General features: G+C 61.5%; 16 protein-coding genes. All 16 read left to right on the top strand.

The window, feature by feature from the left end:
* Positions 1–48: 48 nt before the first annotated feature.
* Positions 49–1,812 carry a class I adenylate-forming enzyme family protein gene (locus ACFQND_RS11990; RefSeq protein WP_371438446.1) on the top strand — a complete coding sequence of 588 codons (1,764 nt, stop codon included), beginning with the start codon at positions 49–51 and terminating at the stop codon, positions 1,810–1,812.
* Positions 1,809–2,510 (top strand): alpha/beta fold hydrolase, encoded by a 702-nt coding sequence (locus tag ACFQND_RS11985; RefSeq protein WP_371438447.1) that lies wholly within the window; start codon positions 1,809–1,811, stop codon positions 2,508–2,510. Before ACFQND_RS11990 ends, ACFQND_RS11985 begins: the two co-directional genes overlap by 4 nt.
* Before the next feature lie 29 nt (positions 2,511–2,539).
* Positions 2,540–3,517: a Bug family tripartite tricarboxylate transporter substrate binding protein gene (locus ACFQND_RS11980; RefSeq protein WP_371438448.1), complete on the top strand. Its 978-nt coding sequence runs from the start codon at positions 2,540–2,542 to the stop codon at positions 3,515–3,517.
* Between the two features lie 59 nt (positions 3,518–3,576).
* Positions 3,577–4,560 (top strand): NAD(P)H-dependent flavin oxidoreductase, encoded by a 984-nt coding sequence (locus ACFQND_RS11975; protein WP_371438449.1) that lies wholly within the window; start codon positions 3,577–3,579, stop codon positions 4,558–4,560.
* On the top strand, positions 4,557–5,783 hold the full coding sequence (locus tag ACFQND_RS11970; protein ID WP_371438450.1) for an acetyl-CoA acetyltransferase: 1,227 nt from the start codon (positions 4,557–4,559) through the stop codon (positions 5,781–5,783). The genes ACFQND_RS11975 and ACFQND_RS11970 overlap by 4 nt, the downstream gene beginning before the upstream one ends.
* A 19-nt stretch (positions 5,784–5,802) precedes the next feature.
* Positions 5,803–7,284 carry a carotenoid oxygenase family protein gene (locus ACFQND_RS11965; protein WP_371438451.1) on the top strand — a complete coding sequence of 494 codons (1,482 nt, stop codon included), beginning with the start codon at positions 5,803–5,805 and terminating at the stop codon, positions 7,282–7,284.
* Positions 7,285–7,324: 40 nt separating this feature from the next.
* Positions 7,325–8,278, top strand: coding sequence for a DUF1295 domain-containing protein (locus ACFQND_RS11960; protein ID WP_371438452.1), 954 nt, complete (start codon positions 7,325–7,327; stop codon positions 8,276–8,278).
* Positions 8,278–9,186, top strand: a complete 909-nt coding sequence (locus tag ACFQND_RS11955) for an SDR family NAD(P)-dependent oxidoreductase (protein ID WP_371438619.1) — start codon at positions 8,278–8,280, stop codon at positions 9,184–9,186. The genes ACFQND_RS11960 and ACFQND_RS11955 overlap by 1 nt, the downstream gene beginning before the upstream one ends.
* Entirely contained in the window at positions 9,183–10,394 is a 1,212-nt protein-coding gene (locus ACFQND_RS11950) for an acetyl-CoA C-acyltransferase (protein WP_371438453.1), read from the top strand. Before ACFQND_RS11955 ends, ACFQND_RS11950 begins: the two co-directional genes overlap by 4 nt.
* 232 nt (positions 10,395–10,626) lie before the next feature.
* On the top strand, positions 10,627–11,511 hold the full coding sequence (locus ACFQND_RS11945; protein ID WP_371438454.1) for a branched-chain amino acid ABC transporter permease: 885 nt from the start codon (positions 10,627–10,629) through the stop codon (positions 11,509–11,511).
* Between the two features lie 15 nt (positions 11,512–11,526).
* Positions 11,527–12,603, top strand: a complete 1,077-nt coding sequence (locus ACFQND_RS11940) for a branched-chain amino acid ABC transporter permease (protein WP_371438455.1) — start codon at positions 11,527–11,529, stop codon at positions 12,601–12,603.
* Positions 12,600–13,358, top strand: coding sequence for an ABC transporter ATP-binding protein (locus ACFQND_RS11935; protein ID WP_371438456.1), 759 nt, complete (start codon positions 12,600–12,602; stop codon positions 13,356–13,358). Before ACFQND_RS11940 ends, ACFQND_RS11935 begins: the two co-directional genes overlap by 4 nt.
* Positions 13,359–13,370: 12 nt before the next feature.
* Positions 13,371–14,195, top strand: coding sequence for an ABC transporter ATP-binding protein (locus tag ACFQND_RS11930; RefSeq protein WP_371438457.1), 825 nt, complete (start codon positions 13,371–13,373; stop codon positions 14,193–14,195).
* A gap of 8 nt (positions 14,196–14,203) precedes the next feature.
* The gene (locus ACFQND_RS11925) at positions 14,204–16,042 is read left to right on the top strand and encodes an AMP-dependent synthetase/ligase (protein WP_371438458.1); all 1,839 of its coding nucleotides are present in this window, start codon (positions 14,204–14,206) and stop codon (positions 16,040–16,042) included.
* 48 nt (positions 16,043–16,090) lie between these two features.
* Entirely contained in the window at positions 16,091–17,257 is a 1,167-nt protein-coding gene (locus ACFQND_RS11920) for an ABC transporter substrate-binding protein (RefSeq protein WP_371438459.1), read from the top strand.
* 49 nt (positions 17,258–17,306) lie between these two features.
* Positions 17,307–18,263 carry a winged helix-turn-helix transcriptional regulator gene (locus tag ACFQND_RS11915; protein WP_371438460.1) on the top strand — a complete coding sequence of 319 codons (957 nt, stop codon included), beginning with the start codon at positions 17,307–17,309 and terminating at the stop codon, positions 18,261–18,263.
* The last annotated feature ends 6 nt before the right edge of the window (positions 18,264–18,269 follow it).

Raw genomic sequence — 18,269 nt, 5'->3', positions numbered from 1 at the left:
CAGGCGCTGCGCGGCAACCCATAGAAATTAGAGACAGAGACAGGCACCATGATTCTTATTCCACAAGCAAAAATCAACGACTACACCGGGCGCGGCTGGTGGGGAACACAAACCTTGTGGGATTTATTCGTACACAACCTGCGCGAGCGGCCTGATGCCGAAGCAGTTGTCGATGCACCCAATCGTGCAGACTTCGCGCACGGCACGCCGCGCCGGCTCAGTTGGGCCGGCCTGGCAGACGAGGTTGACCGCTTCTGCCTGCTGTTGCTCAAGCAGAACATTCGACGTGACGATGTGCTGGTCATGCAGATGCCCAACTGCGTGGAGCAGTTTGTGGTCTACCTGGCCTGTGCCCGGCTGGGCGTGATCGTCACCCCCGTGCCCGTGCAATACCGCGAACACGAGCTGGGCCATGTCCTGTCCATGACAAAAGCCGTGGCGGTGGCGACCTTCGCGCGCATCGGGAAACCCGACGGCGGGCATGGCGCCGCCGCCATGTATGCCGAGCTCACGACTTCCCACAAGTCGCTCAAAACGGTTCTCGCATGGGGCGACGATGCCAGCGGCGGCATGCCCGAAGGTGCGATCAACATCGCGGTGCAGACCCAAAGCCCTGTCAGCGAAAACGACCGCCTGCAGCTTGCGCAGGCAGAACGTGCAGCCAATGTTAGCGCCAACGATGTTTTCACCATCTGCTGGACATCGGGCACCGAAGCCACGCCCAAAGGGGTGCCGCGCAGCCACAATGAATGGCTGATCATCGCGCCCTCCATCATCGAGGCAGGCGAAATCCGTCCACAGGCACGCCTGCTCAATCCGTTTCCGCTGGTCAACATGGCGGGTGTCTCCACGGCGTTCGCCACCTGGCTTGTGCTTGGAGGCACGGTAGTGCAACACCAGCCATTTACGCTGCCGGTGTTCCTGCAGCAGTTGCGCGAAGAGCGCATCGACTACACCGTGGCGCCGCCGGCCATCCTCAACATGCTGCTGCAGAACGAAGCACTGCTCGCAGGCATAGACTTCAAGCGGCTGGGCCGCATCGGTTCGGGTTCTGCCCCCCTGTCGGACTGGATGGTGCGCGGCTTCCAGGAAAAGTACGGCGTACAGATCGTCAACTATTTCGGCTCCAACGAAGGCGCAGCACTTTCGGGCAACCACATCGACATCCCCGACCCCGCCCTGCGCGCCGGATTCTTCCCGCGCGCCGGTGTCACAGGCTACGACTGGAGCATCTCGACCACCCGCAAAATCAGGACACGGCTGGTGGACCTGCTATCCGGCCAGGAGATCACCAAAGCAGGCATTGCAGGGGAGCTCCGTTTTGCCGGCCCGACGATTTTCAGCGGCTATTACAACGCAGCGGAGCTCAGCCAGCGCGCCTTTGACGAGCAGGGGTTTTACAAAACCGGCGACCTGTTCGAGATCGCCGGCGACAAACTGCAGTACTACCGCTATGTGGGCCGCTCCAAGGATCTCGTGATTCGCGGCGGTGTCAACATCTCGTCCGAAGAAATCGAGAACCTGCTGCTGGCCTGTCCCGGCGTGCGCGAAGCCGCCGTGGTCGGCGTTCCGGACGAGGTGCTGGGCGAGAAGATGTGCGCCTGCGTGGTTGCCTCCGACGGCGAGAGCGTGAGCCTGGACGCCATCAACGACTTCCTGCGTGAAAACAAACGTGTGGCCGTCTACAAGCTGCCCGAGTACCTGCTGCCACTGCAAGCCCTTCCGCGCAACCCGGTGGGCAAGATCCTCAAGCGTGAACTGCGCGAGCAGGCCAAGGCACTGGCCACGTCACCCCAAAAGGAAACAGCATGAAGCCCGTGCTGCTGCTGATCCCTGGCATGCTCAATACGGCCCAGGTCTGGGACGGCGTGGCCGACCGCCTGCGTGAGGGGGCCGAGGTGCGCGTCGCCAATGTACTGACCCAGCCGTCGATCGCTCAGATGGCCCGGGAGGCCTGGACCCAGGTGGCTGACCTGCCGCCCGGCGTACCACTGGTACTCTGTGGTTTTTCGATGGGCGGTTATGTTGCTATCGAAATGCTAGCTGGTCCCGCGCGGAAGATAAGCGCCCTGGCCCTTTTGGACACTTCAGCGCGGCCGGAATCGCCTGAAGGTGCCGTGATGCGCGAAAAAACCATCACGGCCATCGGCCGTGACTACAGCAAGGTGGTGGATGGTGTGACGCAGTTCGCCACGCACGCTACGAGCCGCGAAGACGCCGCGCTGATGGCGCAGATCCGCGAGGTCATGCTGGGTGTGGACAGCGAAACCGCGATCCGGCAGAACCGCGCCATCCAGGACCGAAGCGACCACCGTGCATTGCTGGCGCGCCTCGACACGCCGACCCTGGTGATATGCGGACGCGAGGACAAGGTCACACCACCAGTGCTCTCGGAAGAACTTGCCGCGCTGATTCCAGGCGCGCGGCTGGCGCTGATCGACAACGCGGGCCATATGGCCCTGATGGAACAACCGGCCAGCGTAGCCGCATTGATCAAAACATTGTTGTAGACACCTCTTACCCGTCAGGAGACAAAACCATGAAACGACGCAATGTATTGCAGGCGCTTGGCGCCCTGCCGCTGGCCGCAACCCTGCCCGCCGCCCGGGCCCAGAGCTATCCCGACAAACCTGTGCGCATTGTCGTCCCGTTCGCCGCGGGCAACACACTGGACACCGCACTGCGCCTGGTGGCTGAGGAGTTCAAGAAAAACACCGGCCAGCCCATGCTGATCGACAACAAGCCTGGCGGCTCCGGCATCATCGCTGCGCAAACGGTGATGGCAGCGCTACCCGATGGCTACACCCTGCTGCTGGCCAACACCAGCATGTTCACCATCAACCCGCATACCTTCGCCAGGCTGCCCTACGACCCGGAGAAGAGCTTCAGGCCCGTGACCAATTTCCTCGGTGCGGCGATGGTCATGGCCGTGAATGCCAGTGTGCCCGCCAACAACCTCCAGGAGTTCATCGCCTGGACCAAGGCGCATCCGGGCAAGGTCTCGTTCGCCTCGTTCACCGCTGGCAACTCCTCGCACTTCTCGGGCGTGATCCTGAACCAGCGTGCCGGCATCGACATGATTCATGTCCCCTTCAATGGCACACCACCTGCGGTGCAAAACCTCGTGGGCGGCCAGGTCAACGCAGCCTTTTTGCCGCTACTGGCCGTCAAACCGCACATGGATGCCGGCAAGGTCAAGGTACTGGCCGTGACCAGCCCGCAACGCTCGCCGCTCATGCCGGGCGTCGCGACCTTCCGCGAGCAGGGCTTTCCGGATCTGGAAATCTACATCTGGGCCGCGATCGTAGCGCCTGCCGGCACGCCCGAGGCAGTGATTGGCAAGCTCAATACAGACCTGGTGCGCATCCTGAAATCCGCCGAAATCAAGGACAAGTGGCGCACCATGGACTTCGAGACCCTGCCGTCCACACCGCAGGAGTTCACAAAATTTGCCCAGGCCGACTCCAAACGCTGGGCGGAGGCAGTCAAGATTTCCGGCTTCAGGGCAACGGAATAAATGACGTAGCCAGCGCTTGCCTCGCCTCAACCCTTCATCGGCAATTTCAAAACCTTTCAATGACCAAATCATCCTTCCAGCTCCGCCTCCCCGTCTTCGCGGCCCCCATGTTCCTGATTTCCGGCCCGGACCTCGTGCTCGCCGCCTGCAAGGCCGGCATCATAGGTGCCTTTCCCACGCCCAACGCGCGCCCCATAGATACACTGGATGCGTGGATGAAACAGATCACCGAAGGCCTGGCCCGAGCACGTGACGAGCAGCCCGCCGCCACCATAGGCCCGTGGTGCGCCAACCTTGTCACGCATTCCTCCAACACCCGGCTTCAGCAAGACCTGGAACTGATCGCCAAGTACAAGCCGCCCATCGTCGTCACGGCGCTGGGCAGCCCCAAGCCTGCCATCGAAGTGGTGCACGCCTACGGCGGACTGGTGTTTGCCGATGTCATCAGCATCACACTTGCAAAAAAAGCGGTGGCCGCGGGCGCCGACGGCCTCGCCTGCGTGTCAGCCGGTGCCGGCGGGCACACCGGATCGCTCTCGCCATTTGCCTTTGTCAGCGCGGTGCGCGAGTTCTTTGACGGCCACGTGATTGTGGGCGGCGGCATCAGCGACGGCTGGGGCGTTGCCGGTGCCATCGCCAGCGGTGCCGACTACGTCTACATGGGTACACGTTTCATCCCGGTGGCCGAAAGCCTGGCGCAGGCCGAATACAAGCAGATGCTGGTGGACAGCACCGTGGATGACCTGATCGTCAGCGCCGGCGTCACCGGCACGGCAGCGAGCTGGCTCAAGCCCTCGCTGCGCAGCAATGGCCTGGACCCGGACAACATGCCTGCAGCGCCAGGCCGCAACTATGACAGCAGCCAGACCTTTGCCGGCAAAAAATGGATGGACGTCTGGGCCGCCGGCCAGGGCGTGGGCGCCATCAAGTCCGTCGAGCCACTGGCCAAGGTGGTGGACCGGCTTGCACATGAATATGCCCAGGCCACACAGCGCATCACGCAATTGTCCTATTCAATTAGCCCTTTGAGGAGAACGCCATGAGCGAGCCAGTTTTCATTCTCGGCGGCCACCAGACCGATTTCGCCAGGGTCTGGTCGCGCCAGGGCCAGGACATCTCGGACATGATGCGCGAAACCACGCTGGGCGCGCTGGCAGCCAGCGAAGTCAACGCGTCGGCGATCCAGAGCATTCATGTCGGCAACGCCTTCGGAGAGTTGCAGCGCCAGCAGGCACATCTGGGCGCCATGGTTGCGCAGGTGGTGCCCGAGTTGTGGGGTGTACCGGCGATGCGCCACGAGGGCGCGTGCGCGTCCTCCTCGCTGGCCGTATTGTCGGCCATGGCCGAGATCGAGGCGGGCCGCTACGACTGCGTGCTGGTGGTAGGCGCAGAAGAGCTCAAGAACCTGCCCGGCGATGCGGCATCACAGAACCAGAACTCGGCCTCCTGGCAGGGGCACGAAGACATCGATTGCAAATTCATGTGGCCCGCCGCGTTTGGCCTGGCGGCCCAGGAATACGAACGGCGCTACGGGCTGGACCGCAAGTACCTCAACCGGATTGCCGAACTCAACTATGGCAACGCCAAACGCAATCCGCTGGCACAAACCCGCAAATGGAATTTCGAGCCCGCCAGCTTTACCGACGATGACGAGGCCAACCCCATGATTGAACCGGGCAGCCGGCGCCAGGATTGCGGGCAGGTCACTGACGGCGCCTGCGCTGTGGTGCTGGCCTCCGGGCGCTTTGCGCGTGAGCACGGCCTGGATACGGCCCGGTTGCCGCGCATTGCCGGTTGGGGCCATCGCAATGCAGGCCTGCGCCTGCTCGACAAGTTCGAACGCAGCCGCGGAGAAAGCTACGTATTCCCGCACCTGCGGCAAACCATCCAAGAAGCCTGGGCACGTGCAGGTGTCGCCGGCATAGATGCCATGGACGGCATAGAAACCCACGACTGCTTCACCACGACCGAATACATCGCCATAGATCACCTGGGGCTCACCCCGCCCGGCCAGAGCTGGCAGGCGGTTGAAGACGGCTCCATCGAACGCGGCGGGCGGTTGCCGGTGAACATGAGCGGCGGCCTGATCGGTTGCGGCCATCCGGTGGGCGCAACAGGCGCGCGCATGCTGCTGGACGCGGCACGGCAGGTCACCGGCCAGGCAGGTGATTGCCAGATCGACGGTGCACGGCGCATACAGACACTCAACATAGGCGGCTCCTTTGCCACCGTGGTGAGTTTTGTCGTGGCACGCGGCAACGACTGAGTTATTGCAGGAGATATGCATGCCCACTGAACTGATTCGTCGCCTTTCAGGCAATATCGAACCCGGCGACCACCCCTACCTCAACGGTGCCTGGACGCCCCTGATGGAAGAGGTCAACGCCACCGACATGCGTGTCCTGGAAGGCCGTATTCCGGACGATATCGACGGCGTGTACCTGCGCAACACCCAGAACCCGGTGTACCAGTCGATCGGCCGTTACCACCCGTTTGACGGCGACGGCATGATTCATATGATCACCTTCAAGGACGGACAGGCCACATACCGCAACCGCTTTGTCCAGACCAAGGGACTGACGGCCGAGCAGGAAGCGGGCAAACGCCTGTGGGCCGGCCTGATGGAAGCCCCCTCGCTGTCGTCAAGGCCCGGCTGGGGGGCGCACGGCTCCATCAAGGATGCGTCCAGCACCGATGTGGTGGTGCACGCAGGCAAGGCCCTGACCTCCTATTACCAGTGCGGCGAAGGCTACCGGCTTGACCCCTTTACGCTGGAACAGCTCGGGATTCCGTCCTGGTCGCCACTGGACGGCATATCGGCCCATATGAAGGTGGATGAAGCCACCGGGGAGATGCTGTTTTTCAACTACTCCAAGCATGCCCCCTACATGCACTACGGCGTGGTGGACAAACATGACAAGCTGGTGCATTACGTACCGGTTCCGCTGCCGGGGCCGCGCCTGCCGCACGACATGTGCTTCTCGGAAAACTACGCCATCCTGAACGACTTCCCGCTGTACTGGGACCCGGAGCTGCTCAAGGAAGGCAAACACGTGGTGAAGTTTCATCCCGAGCAGGCCTCACGCTTTGCCATCATCCCGCGGCGGGGCCAGCCGCAGGACATCCGCTGGTTCGAAGCAGCGCCGACCTTTGTGCTGCACTGGCTGAACGCCTATGAAGAAGGCGACGAGATTATTCTGGACGGGTATTTCGAGGAAGAGCCGGAACCAAAGAATTTCTCGGGTGCCCCCAAGGGCTACGAACGCATGATGTCCTACCTGGACCAGTACAAGATGAAAACCCGCCTGCACCGCTGGCGCTTCAACCTGGCCACCGGCAAAACGACCGAACAAAGACTGGACGATCGCACGCTGGAGTTCGGCATGATCAACCAGCAATACGCCGGACGCAAATACCGCTATGCCTACAGCGCAGTGCAGGTGCCGGGCTGGTTCCTGTTCCATGGTTATGTCAAACACGACCTGCTGACCGGCGAGTCGTGGGAGATTCGCCTGCCGGATGGGCAATACGCCAGCGAAGCACCGTTCGCCCCGCGCATCAACGCCAAGGACGAAGACGATGGCTACCTGGTGACTTTCATCACCAACGAGAACACCCAGCGCTCCGAGGCGCTGCTGATCGACAGCAAACGTTTTTCCGAAGGTCCGGTATGCCGCATCGAGTTGCCGCACAAGCTGTGCAGCGGCACCCATTCATGCTGGGCCAATGGCTCTGCTGTCCGTGACGGATTGTTGAGCGGCCTGTAAAGAGCCGCCGCATGCAACTTACGTTCGACTGGAAAAATTCATGACATTGCAATTGTTGACCCTGGCTGCTGTTTTGTGGTTCGTCTGGATTGCCGGCCTGCTGGTTTTTGGCCGCCGTGCCGAACTGCGCATAGGCGCCCCGCGTGATTTCATCTTCCCCATCGCGGCGTTGCTGCTGGTACTGGCCTGGTTGCTGTCGGCCCCGTCACCTGCACTGCACGACTTTTTGTCGCTCTATCTGCGCGCCGGGCTGATCGTCGCGGCCTGGATGACACTGGTCTGGCTGCTGAGTCTTGCTGTGCGCGACGCCAGCATCATGGACATCGCCTACCCGTTGACGGCCTTCCTGCCGGTGGCGGTATTGCTCGGCCTGCGCGGCACCTGGTCGGCGCATGAGATCGTGACACTGGTATTGCCAGGTTTGTGGAGTGTCCGCCTGGCGGCCCATATCGGAATCCGCAACCTCGGGCACGGCGAAGACAAACGCTACGCGGCATGGCGTACGCGCTTCGGCAAACAATGGTGGTGGTGGAGCTTTTTCCAGGTGTTTGCCACACAAGGCGTACTGGTCTGGTTATGGTCGCTAGGCCTCATCATGGCTGTAGCGGCCGGGCCAGCGGCATTCGGCTGGCAACACGTTCTGGCTCTGCTGCTGTTTGCGACGGGATTTGTTTTTCAGGCTGGCAGCGACATGCAGCTCGAGCGCTTCAAAAGAACCCGCACGGACCGCAGCAAGGTGCTGGACACCGGCCTCTGGGCTCTTTCGCGCCACCCCAACTATTTCGGCGAGGCCATGATCTGGTGGAGCTTCGGGGCACTCGGGCTTGTCCACCCCTGGGGTTGGGTCGCACTGGTGTGCCCGCTTTACGTCACCTGGTTCATGAGCAGCGGCTCGGCCACGCCCATGCAGGAGCGTTACATGGCCAAGACCAAACCGGCGTACGCCACCTACATGGCCAGCGTACCCAGGTTTTTTCCATGGAGCAAACCGTGATGCCTGCATCCAGTGATTTGCAGAGGCGCAGCGCCATCGTGACAGGGGCCGGCAAAGGGCTGGGGCGGGCCTACGCACTTCACCTGGCGAGCAGGGGCGCATCTGTCCTTGTCAATAACCGGCGCCACGCGGGAGAGGCGGATGCGCAAACCTCCGCAATGCAAACCGTCAACGCCATACGCGCAGCAGGCGGTGTGGCAGAAGCCAACTGGAGCGATGTCCGTGACCCGGACAGCGGTGAGGCCATGGTGCAACAAGCCCACGCACACTTTGGCCGGCTCGATATCGTCGTGGCCAATGCCGGAGTAGACAAGGCCAGCAGTTTTCAGAAGCAAAGCATGGCGGATTTTCGCCAGATATTCGATATCGGTTTTTTTGGCAACCTGCACCTGGCACATGCAGCCTGGCCCTATCTGGTCAAGCAATCCTATGGCCGGGTCATACTGACCGCATCAAGCGCTGGCTTGTACGGCAACTACGGGCAGGCAGCCTATTCCGCAGCCAAGGCAGCCGTGATCGGGCTGATGCGGGCACTGGCGGTCGAGGGACAACGCAACGGCATTCGGGTCAACGTCATCGCACCTTACGGTTATTCGCAGATGACAGCCCCTTATATGACGGGTGACATGGCCCGTTTGTTTGACCCGGCATATGTCGCACCCCTTGTTGGCTGGCTGGCCGGTGAATCCTGTGATGTCAGCGGCGAAGTGCTGGTCAGCGGTGCCGGCCTGTTGCGCCGCGCCGGCATCGGGGAAACCGGGGCCAGGTTGCAGGAGCAGGATGGCATCGCGGACGCGGTGCATGCCCTGCAAACCCAGGCGCTGAACAGCTATGCCACGGCCAATGACTCATTCGCCAGGCTGGTACAGGAACATTCAACACTTGTGAAAGACGAAAGCACACCATGACCCACGCATATATCGCGGAGGCGGTACGTACGCCGCGCGGCAAAGGCAATGACAAAGGCAGCCTCAAGGGCATCAAGCCGGCCGTGTTGCTGGCGCAGGCCTTGCAAACCCTGGCCCAACGCAGCTCAGTAGACACGGCACAGGTCAGCGATGCGATTTTTGGCTGCGTGTCACAAACCGGCGACCAGGGCACCAGCGTGGGGACACTGGCCCTGCCGCTTGCGGGCTGGAGCGACAGCGTATCGGCGGTGACGCTTAACCGCTACTGCGCCTCCGGCCTGTCCGCAACCAACTTTGCGGCCCTCCAGGCTCTTCATGGCGACACACTGGCCGTAGGCGGCGGTGTCGAAATGATGTCGCGCGTGCCCATGGGCAGCGACCTGGGACCGCTTACCCATGACAGCGAATTGCAGGCGCTTGCGCATCTGGTGCCCATAGGCATTGCCGCCGATGCCATCGCCACCCAGCGCGGCTATACCCGTGAGATGCTGGACACCTATGCGGCCACATCGCAACAGCGCGCCGCTGCCGCTGCTGCGCGCGGGCCATCACTCTCCATGTTTTCCGTCACGGGAGACAACGGCCAGGTACTGCTGGAACATGATGAAAACATACGTCCGTCCACCACGGCGCAGTCCCTTGCAACGATGCAAGCAGCATTCGCGCAATGGGGCGCCAAGGGCGGCGACGCAGGATGGGACGCGCAGCTGTGCCGGCGCTACCAGTTGCCGGCGATTCATCATGTGCACCACGCAGGCAACTCTCCCGCCATGGCAGATGGCGCAGCTGCCGTACTGGTCGGGTCACAGGCCGCGCTCTCCCGCGCAAAAATCAAACCGCGCGCACGTATTCTCGGATTTGCCGATACCGGTTCGGACCGGACACTGGCGCTCACGGGAACCGTTGATGCCGCCCGGCTGGCACTGGCGCGAGCACAACTGCAGCCGGGGGACATGGACCTGTTCGAAATCAACGAAGGCTTCGCCGCCATGGCGCTGCATTTCATGGATGAAATGCAGGTCGGCCACGATCAGCTCAATGTCAACGGCGGCGCCATCGCCATCGGGCATGCCATGGGTTGCACAGGTGCTGCGCTGATCAGTGTGTTGCTCGACGAACTGGAGCACCGCAAGGGCCGCTACGGTTGTATTTCGATTTGCGGTGCGGCCGGCGTGGCCAGTGCCATGGTCATTGAACGGATGGACTGAAACGCCACCTGCCTGCAGGCAACGCCGGTCCGGAACCCTGCCAGTAATTACCCTATTCGGGCAAGTATCACTTTCTTATCCAGACTAATGATTTAAATTCAGGACCTGTCGAACCACCGCATGCAGCGGAACGGATTCGGGCAACCCGGCTTTCATGCCGGACAAGCTGAAACAAGGAGACAACCGTGAACTTCAACACCACTGCCATGGCCCGCGACAAGCGCTTTTTTGCATGAACCAGGAAATGGTCCAGGTTATTCAACTCGCGATCAATGGCATGGCCATTGGAGCGATTTACGCGCTGGTGGCCCTGGGCCTGGTCCTGACTTACAAGGCCACGGAAGTGCTGAATTTCGCGCACGGCGATGTGCTGATGGCCTCGTCATTCGTCGGCTGGGGTTTGATCGTGGGACTCGGATGGCCGTTCTGGCTGTCAGCACTGTGCACGGTGGCATTGGCGGCCGCGCTGAGCTGGATCATTGATGCGCGTGTGATGCGCCTCATCGTCGGCCAGCCGCAATTTGCAGGCGTCATGCTGACGATCGCCATCGCCTTTATGTTGCGGGGGCTGGTGAGCATGGTCTTCGGCCCCCAGTCACGCACCTACCCGACACCATGGAGCGACCAGAAAACCCAGCTGGGACCCATCATTGTCAGTGACCTCAGCCTGGTGATTGTGGCCGCTGCGCTTGTGATCACGCTGCTGCTGTTCTGGTTCCTGAAAAAGACCACGCTCGGTGTCGCCATCCAGGCTGCATCGCAGAACCAGCTCGCAGCCTACCTCAACGGCATCCGGGTCAAGCGGGTCACGTCGCTGGTATGGGCCATTTCCGGCGCCGTGGCTGCCGTATGCGGCCTCCTGCTCGCACCGACCGCACTCGTGGATATCGGCTTGTGGATCATCGTGCTCAAAGCCCTGGCCGCCGTGGTGCTGGGCGGCTTTGGCAGCATCCCCGGGGCCATCGTCGGCGGCTTGCTGTTGGGACTGATAGAACAGTTCGCCGGGGTGTACCTGCCGGACGGTTTCAAGGACGCCATGGCTTACCTGGTGCTGATCGGCGTTTTGATCCTCTGGCCACGTGGTCTGCTGGGTGAAGCCCACGGCCGGCGCGTCTGAGCAGGCAACACAACCATGCAATTTCCCTATGACACCTCCTACCGCGACAGCCATGCGCTGCTGCGTTATTCACCCGGGCGCATTGCCTACGCCCTGCTTGTGCTGGCGCTGCTGGCCGCACCGTGGCTATTGCCCAAATATTATGTAGGCGAGATTTCCTACCTGTTCATCATGTGTGTCGCGAGCCTGGGCCTCATGGTCCTGGTCGGCTACACCGGCCAGGTATCGCTGGGGCATTCGGCGTTCCTAGCGATAGGGGCTTACGTACACAGCTGGATGCTCTCCCAGGGCGTACCGTTTGCGCTGGCTATCGTGCTGGCGGCCGGTATCACCGGCCTGATCGGCCTGGTCATAGGCCTGCCCGCCATCCGTGTGTCCGGCCTCTACCTGGCCATGGTGACGCTGGCGTTTGCAATCCTGTCGGAACATGTGATCGGGCACTGGAGCAGTGTCACGGGCGGCTTCAACGGCTTGACCGTTCAAAAGCCGGTGTTTCTGGGTCTGGATCTGTCCAGCCTGCACGCTTTTTATTACCTGTGCCTGGCCGTACTGGCAGCGGTGCTGCTGGGCCTGGTCAACCTGCTTAGAGCCAAAACCGGGCGCGCGTTCATGGGAGTGCGCGACTCCGAGGCCGCTGCCTACAGCCTGGGCATCTGGGTGTCGGGCTACAAGGTGCTGGCCTTCGTCATTTCCGCTGCGGTGACCGGCCTGGCCGGCGCCCTGCTGGCACACCACGTGCGGTTTCTGACACCCGAAGGGTTCGGGTTGATCCTTTCGCTGGAACTGGTGCTGATGGTCACCATAGGCGGACTCGGCTCCCTGCGCGGCGCCATCCTGGGCGCGGTCCTGATCAGCATGCTGCCGACCTTTATTTCCCGCATCAAGCCGATGCTGCCTGAGCAGATTTCAAAACAATTCGGCCTGGAAATATTCGTGTTCGGGCTGGTGCTCGCCCTGTTTGTGCTGTTCGAGCCCAAAGGCCTCAATGGCCGCTGGATCAAGTTCAAGGCTTTTTTGCAGACCTTCCCGCTGTACCGCAAGGACATGTTCAAACGCGGCAAAACCTATATGAAGTCGGAGCGCTACAAATGAGCCTCTTCGCAGTCAGGGATGTGTCGCTGCGTTTTGGCGGCGTGCAGGCCATAGGCAACGTCAGCTTCGATGTGGAGCAGGGCGAAGTGTTTGCGATCATCGGCCCCAACGGCGCAGGCAAGACTTCCCTGCTCAACGTCATCACGCGCGTCTTCGACCCAACTTCGGGCAGCGTGGCATTCGAAGACCAGGAAATCAGCAGCCTGCCGCGTCACATGGTCGTGCGCAGCGGCATTGCCCGCACCTTCCAGAACATTGAGCTGTTCGAGGGCGGAACCGTGCTCGATAACCTGCTGCTGGGCCGGCATCGTTTCGGGCATGGCAGTTTTGTTTCACAGTGCCTTTGGACACCCGGCGTGCGCGCTGCAGAAGAGCAGTCGCGTGCGCATGTGGAAGACGTCATCGAACTGCTGGACCTGATGCCGCACCGCAACAGCCCTGTTGCCGGCTTGCCTTACGGTGTGCGCAAGGTGGTGGAACTGGCGCGGGCGCTGGCTACCCAGCCCCGCCTGCTCCTGCTTGACGAGCCGGCGTCGGGACTGAACCCTGAAGAGACCCGCGAGCTCGCCTTCTGGATTGACGACATCCAGAAAGACCTCGGCATCACTGTCATCATGGTCGAACATGACATGTCCCTGGTTTCCGAAGCGGCTGACCGCGTACTCTGCATGAACATGGGCCAGGTGCTGGCCCTGGGCACACCCGAAGAGGTGCAGGCTGACCCGGCCGTCATCACAGCCTACCTGGGGGCCTGAGGAATGCCGGACATGAAGCACAACAACGACAAGCACAACGCAACGATGGCCATGACCCAGCCCATCCTCGCCGTCAGGAACCTGGAGACCTGGTACGGCCCCGTCAATGCCATCAAGGGTATCAATCTGGAAATACAGGCCGGACACATCGTGGCTGTACTCGGCGCCAACGGCGCCGGAAAAACCACCTTGCTCAACACCATCGCCGGTGTCATTGACCCGTTCAAGGGCAGCGTTGAGTTCGAAGGACGCGCCATCCACGGACAGGACCCCGACCAGGTCGCCCGCGGCGGTGTGGTGCTGGTGCCGGAAGGGCGCCAGGTTTTTCCTTTTCTGTCTGTGCGCGAAAACCTGATGATGGGAAGCTTCGCACGCAGTAGCCGGGAGGGCATGGCGGCTGATCTGGCGCGCATTTTTGAGTGGTTTCCGCGCCTGCTGGAACGCCAGGACCAGCACGCAGGCTTGTTGTCCGGCGGCGAGCAGCAGATGCTGGCCATCGGCCGCGCCCTGATGGCGCGGCCCGCCGTGCTGCTGCTTGACGAACCCTCACTGGGCCTGTCGCCGCTGCTGACGCGCGAAATATTTTCAATCGTGAAACGCATCAACACCGAGCTGCGCACCGCCATCCTGGTCGTTGAGCAAAATGCCGCGATTGCGCTGGCTACGGCAAATGACGGCTACATCATGGAGCTGGGCCGCATCGTGGCTGCCGGCACCTGCGCAGAACTCATGGAAAAAGAAGACGTCAAGGAGTTTTACCTCGGCGGTGCAGCTGCGAACGCGGACCGTGAAGACGGGCAAAAACAGCGCTGGAAAAGACGCAAGACGTGGAGGTAAACCCTAACATGACCACCACTACATCTTCCCCGCCAGGCGCCTGCGGCCACGACACAGCACAAAAGCTGTTCCGCGCCCGTTGCCGCGAATGGGCCGGCCAGCCCGCCTTGCGGCACAAGAAAAAAGGCATCTGGTCGTCAACCACCTGGAGCAGCTACTACGACCATGCACGCGCCATCGGACTGGCATTGGCTGGCTGCGGCGTGCAGCGCGGCCAGGCCATCGCCGTGCTGTCCGAAAATCGCCCGGAATGGCTGTACGCCGACATGGGTGCCCAGTGCATGGGTATCCTCACTACCGGCGTCTATCCCACCGCTTCGCCGGAACAGGTGCAATTCATCCTCGTCGATGCCGAAGTGCGGGTTCTGTTTGTCGAGAACCAGGAGCAGTACGACAAGGTAGTTGCCGTACGCAACGCCTGCCCGCTGCTGCGCCGCATTGTCATCATGGACCTCAAGGGCCTGCGCGGCCTTGATGATCCCATGGTCACCGATTTCGCGCAGTTTGTGGCACATGGGCAGGAGCTGGCCAGGCAAAACCCGGACAGCTTCGAGCAATCGATTGATGCCGGCCAGCCCGACGACATCGCTTTTCTTGTCTATACCTCGGGAACAACGGGCGCCCCCAAGGGGGCCATGATCGCCAACCGCAACCTGGTGTTCCAGATCTCCAGCGTGCACCAGTACCTGGACCTGAAACCGCTGGACCGCACGCTGTCATTCCTGCCGCTGTGCCACATCGCCGAACGCATGAGCACCTGCTACAACCCGCTTGCGCAAGGCCAGATCGTTCATTTCCCGGAAAACTCCGGAACGGTGTTCAACGATGTGCGCGAGGTCGCGCCCCACATGCTGTTCGGTCCCCCGCGCTTCTGGGAGAAGCTGTACTCCCAGGTCACGCTGTACATGCAGGACGCCATACCGTTTGCACGGCACGTCTACCAGTATGTGTTTGCCGAAGGCGCGACGCTGGCCAACGCGCGCCTGGAAGGCCAACCGGTCAACGGCTGGCGGGCCAGGCGCTACCGTTTCATGCAGGCGCTGGTACTGTCCAACCTGCGCAGCTTCCTGGGCCTGCAGAACATCAAGACGGCGATGACGGGCGCGGCGCCCGTACCGCCCGACCTGCTTCGTTGGTACATGGCGATAGGCGTTGATTTGCTTGAAGCTTTTGGCATGACCGAGACATGCGGCTTTTGCACCTCCATGCCGCCCGACCGGATCAGGATAGGCTCCGCAGGCGTATGCGCAAAGAACACGGAAATCCGCCTGGGCGAGCAGGACGAGATTCTGGTGCGCGGCCCCAACATCTTTGCAGGCTACTGGAAGTTGCCGCAAAAAACCAGCGAAGCCATAGACGCCGAAGGCTGGCTGCGTACCGGCGACTGCGGCGACATTGACGCTGACGGCTACCTGCGGATCAAGGACAGGCTCAAGGACATCATCATCACGTCCGGCGGCAAGAACATCACACCGAGCAATATCGAAAACCACATCAAGTTCAGTCCCTACATCTCGGATGCTGTGGTCATTGGCGAAGGCAGGAACTACCTGACCTGCCTGGTCATGCTGGACCAGGACAACGTGGCCAAGTTTGCGCAGGACAAACAGGTGCCTTACACCGACTTCGCCAGCATGACCCGCGCACCGGAAGTGGTCGCCCTGATCCAGGCCGAACTCGAACAGGTCAACACCAGGCTGGCCCGCGTCGAGCAGATCAAGGACTTCCGGATCATCTCCCAATTGCTGACTGCCGAAGACGATGAGCTCACACCAACCATGAAGCTCAAACGCCAGGTGGTGGCCCGCAAATATGCAGAGGTGATTGCCACCATGTACCGCTCTTGAAATTGTTACCTGTCGGGCCCACGCCCATATTCTGAAAAGGAGACTGCAATGTTGAAAAAAGTCAACCATACGGTTCTTGCCGTATTGATGGTGATGGGTGCCGCCGGCGCAAGCCGGGCTGCTGGTGTCAGCGACAAGGAAATCGTCCTTGGCACACACCTGGACCTATCCGGTCCCGTCGCAGCCGGCATGCCCATGATCCGCAATGGCATGCAAATGCGCCTGGATGAAGCCAACGAAGGCACGGGCGTGAACGGCCGCAAGTTCCGGCTGGTGGTCGAAGACAACGGCAGCCAGCCTCAGATGGCGGTACGAGCCATCGACAAGCTGATCCGCAAGGACGAAGTGTTTGCGGTCGTCAACTCTTTCGGCTCCGGACCCAATGCAGCCGTTGTCAAACGCGCCGTCGACGAGGGTGTACTTTATTTCGCACCTTGGGGCGCTTCCGCCATCATCCGCAAGAGCGCTGGCGACAGTCCGCTGCTGTTCACGCTGACGCCGAACTATGACACCACCATGAATACCGGCGTCAAATGGATGCTGGACACCCATAACCCCAAGAAGGTCGGATACATCTACCAGGAAGGCCCGCTGGGGACACTGGTCGGAGAAGGCGTGAAAAAAGCGCTGGCTGCCAAAAACATGACTTATGCCGCAGAAGCAGGGTACAAGGCCGGAGACATCGATTTTTCATCCCAGGTCGCACGCATGAAGGCGGCCAATGTTGACCTTATTGTGGCGGCCACACTGACACGCGAAACCATAGCGGTCATGGGCGAAGTGAAAAAGCTGGGCTGGAACAACGTCAAGGTACTGACGGCCACCCCCGGACGCACCGGCATCGTGCTGACCCTGGGCAAGGAAACCGTTGACGGCCTGTATGGCGTCGGTACCTGGAAACTGTACAGCGCCGAGAACGCTCCGGCACAAATCAAAACATGGTTTGCCGCATACAAGAAGCGCTTTAACGCCGATCCGGATGAAAACGCCTTGCTGGCCTATTCGTACACCGATGTGTTTGTGAAGGCCGTGCAGGCCGTAGGCCGCGACGTGACCGCCGACAAGGTGAGCAAGTACCTCCAGTCCAACAGCTTCGACGGACCGCTTTTTTATGCAACCCAGAGTTTCAAGGGCAATCACCTCGAGCCGGAATACGTCGAAATCGACCAGGTCAAGGCCGGTGCATGGACGTCGCTCACCAAACCTCTCAAATAAGCCGCATCGCAGCGGGTGGCGATTACGATAGAGGCTTAGAACATTTCCAATGGCCTCCACTTTCCATCGCCACCCCGACGTTGACCTTGACCTGACCCGCGACGCGCTGGCCACCAGCACCCTGAGCCACGGCCTGCACGTACTCGGCGACCGCTGGACCGTCGCGGTGATCCTGGGCGCTTTTCTTGGCGTTCGCCGCTTTGACGAGTGGCAGGCGACGCTCAACATTCCACGGCACACATTGACCGAGCGGCTCAAGGCCCTGACCGAACTGGGCCTGCTGGAGCAGCGGCCCTACCAGGAACGCCCGCTGCGCCATGCCTACCACCTGACGGACAAGGGCCTGGCACTCTACAACCACGTGCTCATGATGTGGCTGTGGGAGCGGCGCTGGGGATCACGCCAGCTGGCCTTGCCACAGCGGCTGGTGCACCACACATGCGGCCATGCCTTCATGCCTGAGCTGGTTTGCACGGCTTGCGGCGACAAGGTGGGCGTAAACGACCTCAGCCTGACCCTCAAGGTCAACAAGGCCTTGCTGGCCGAACCGGTACCGCGTCAGCGCGGTGCGCGCCTCTCGCCGGAAGAAAGCACCCAGATGGGTCTGGGGCTGAGGGTGGACCGCTGGGCCTTGCTGATTATTTCTGCGGTCTTGCTGGGCTGCCACTACTTCGACCAGATCAGTCATGTGCTGGGCATAGGCAGCAGCGTGCTGGCACGCCGCCTTTCGGGCATGGTCGACTCGGGCTTGCTGCTGTGCCAGACCGACCTGAACGACGCGCGCCGCAAGATCTACCGGCTGACACCTGCCAGCCGCGACCTGTTCGGGTACATCATCTGTTTTTCAAGCTGGGCCAGCCGTTACCACTTTCACCAGGCCAGCTCCATCGTGCCCACACACAAAGCCTGCGGACAGCCGCTGCTGCCCCAGGTCGCGTGCAGCCACTGCCATGAGCCGCTCAACCCCAAAGACGTGAGCTACACCCAAAAAGGCCAGGGCGGCTAAGGCCGG

It is taken from the genome of Polaromonas aquatica (assembly GCF_042659145.1).
Lineage (GTDB): Bacteria > Pseudomonadota > Gammaproteobacteria > Burkholderiales > Burkholderiaceae_C > Polaromonas > Polaromonas aquatica.
Note: the sequence above shows the minus strand (reverse complement) of the source record. Positions and strands in the feature narration are given on the sequence as shown.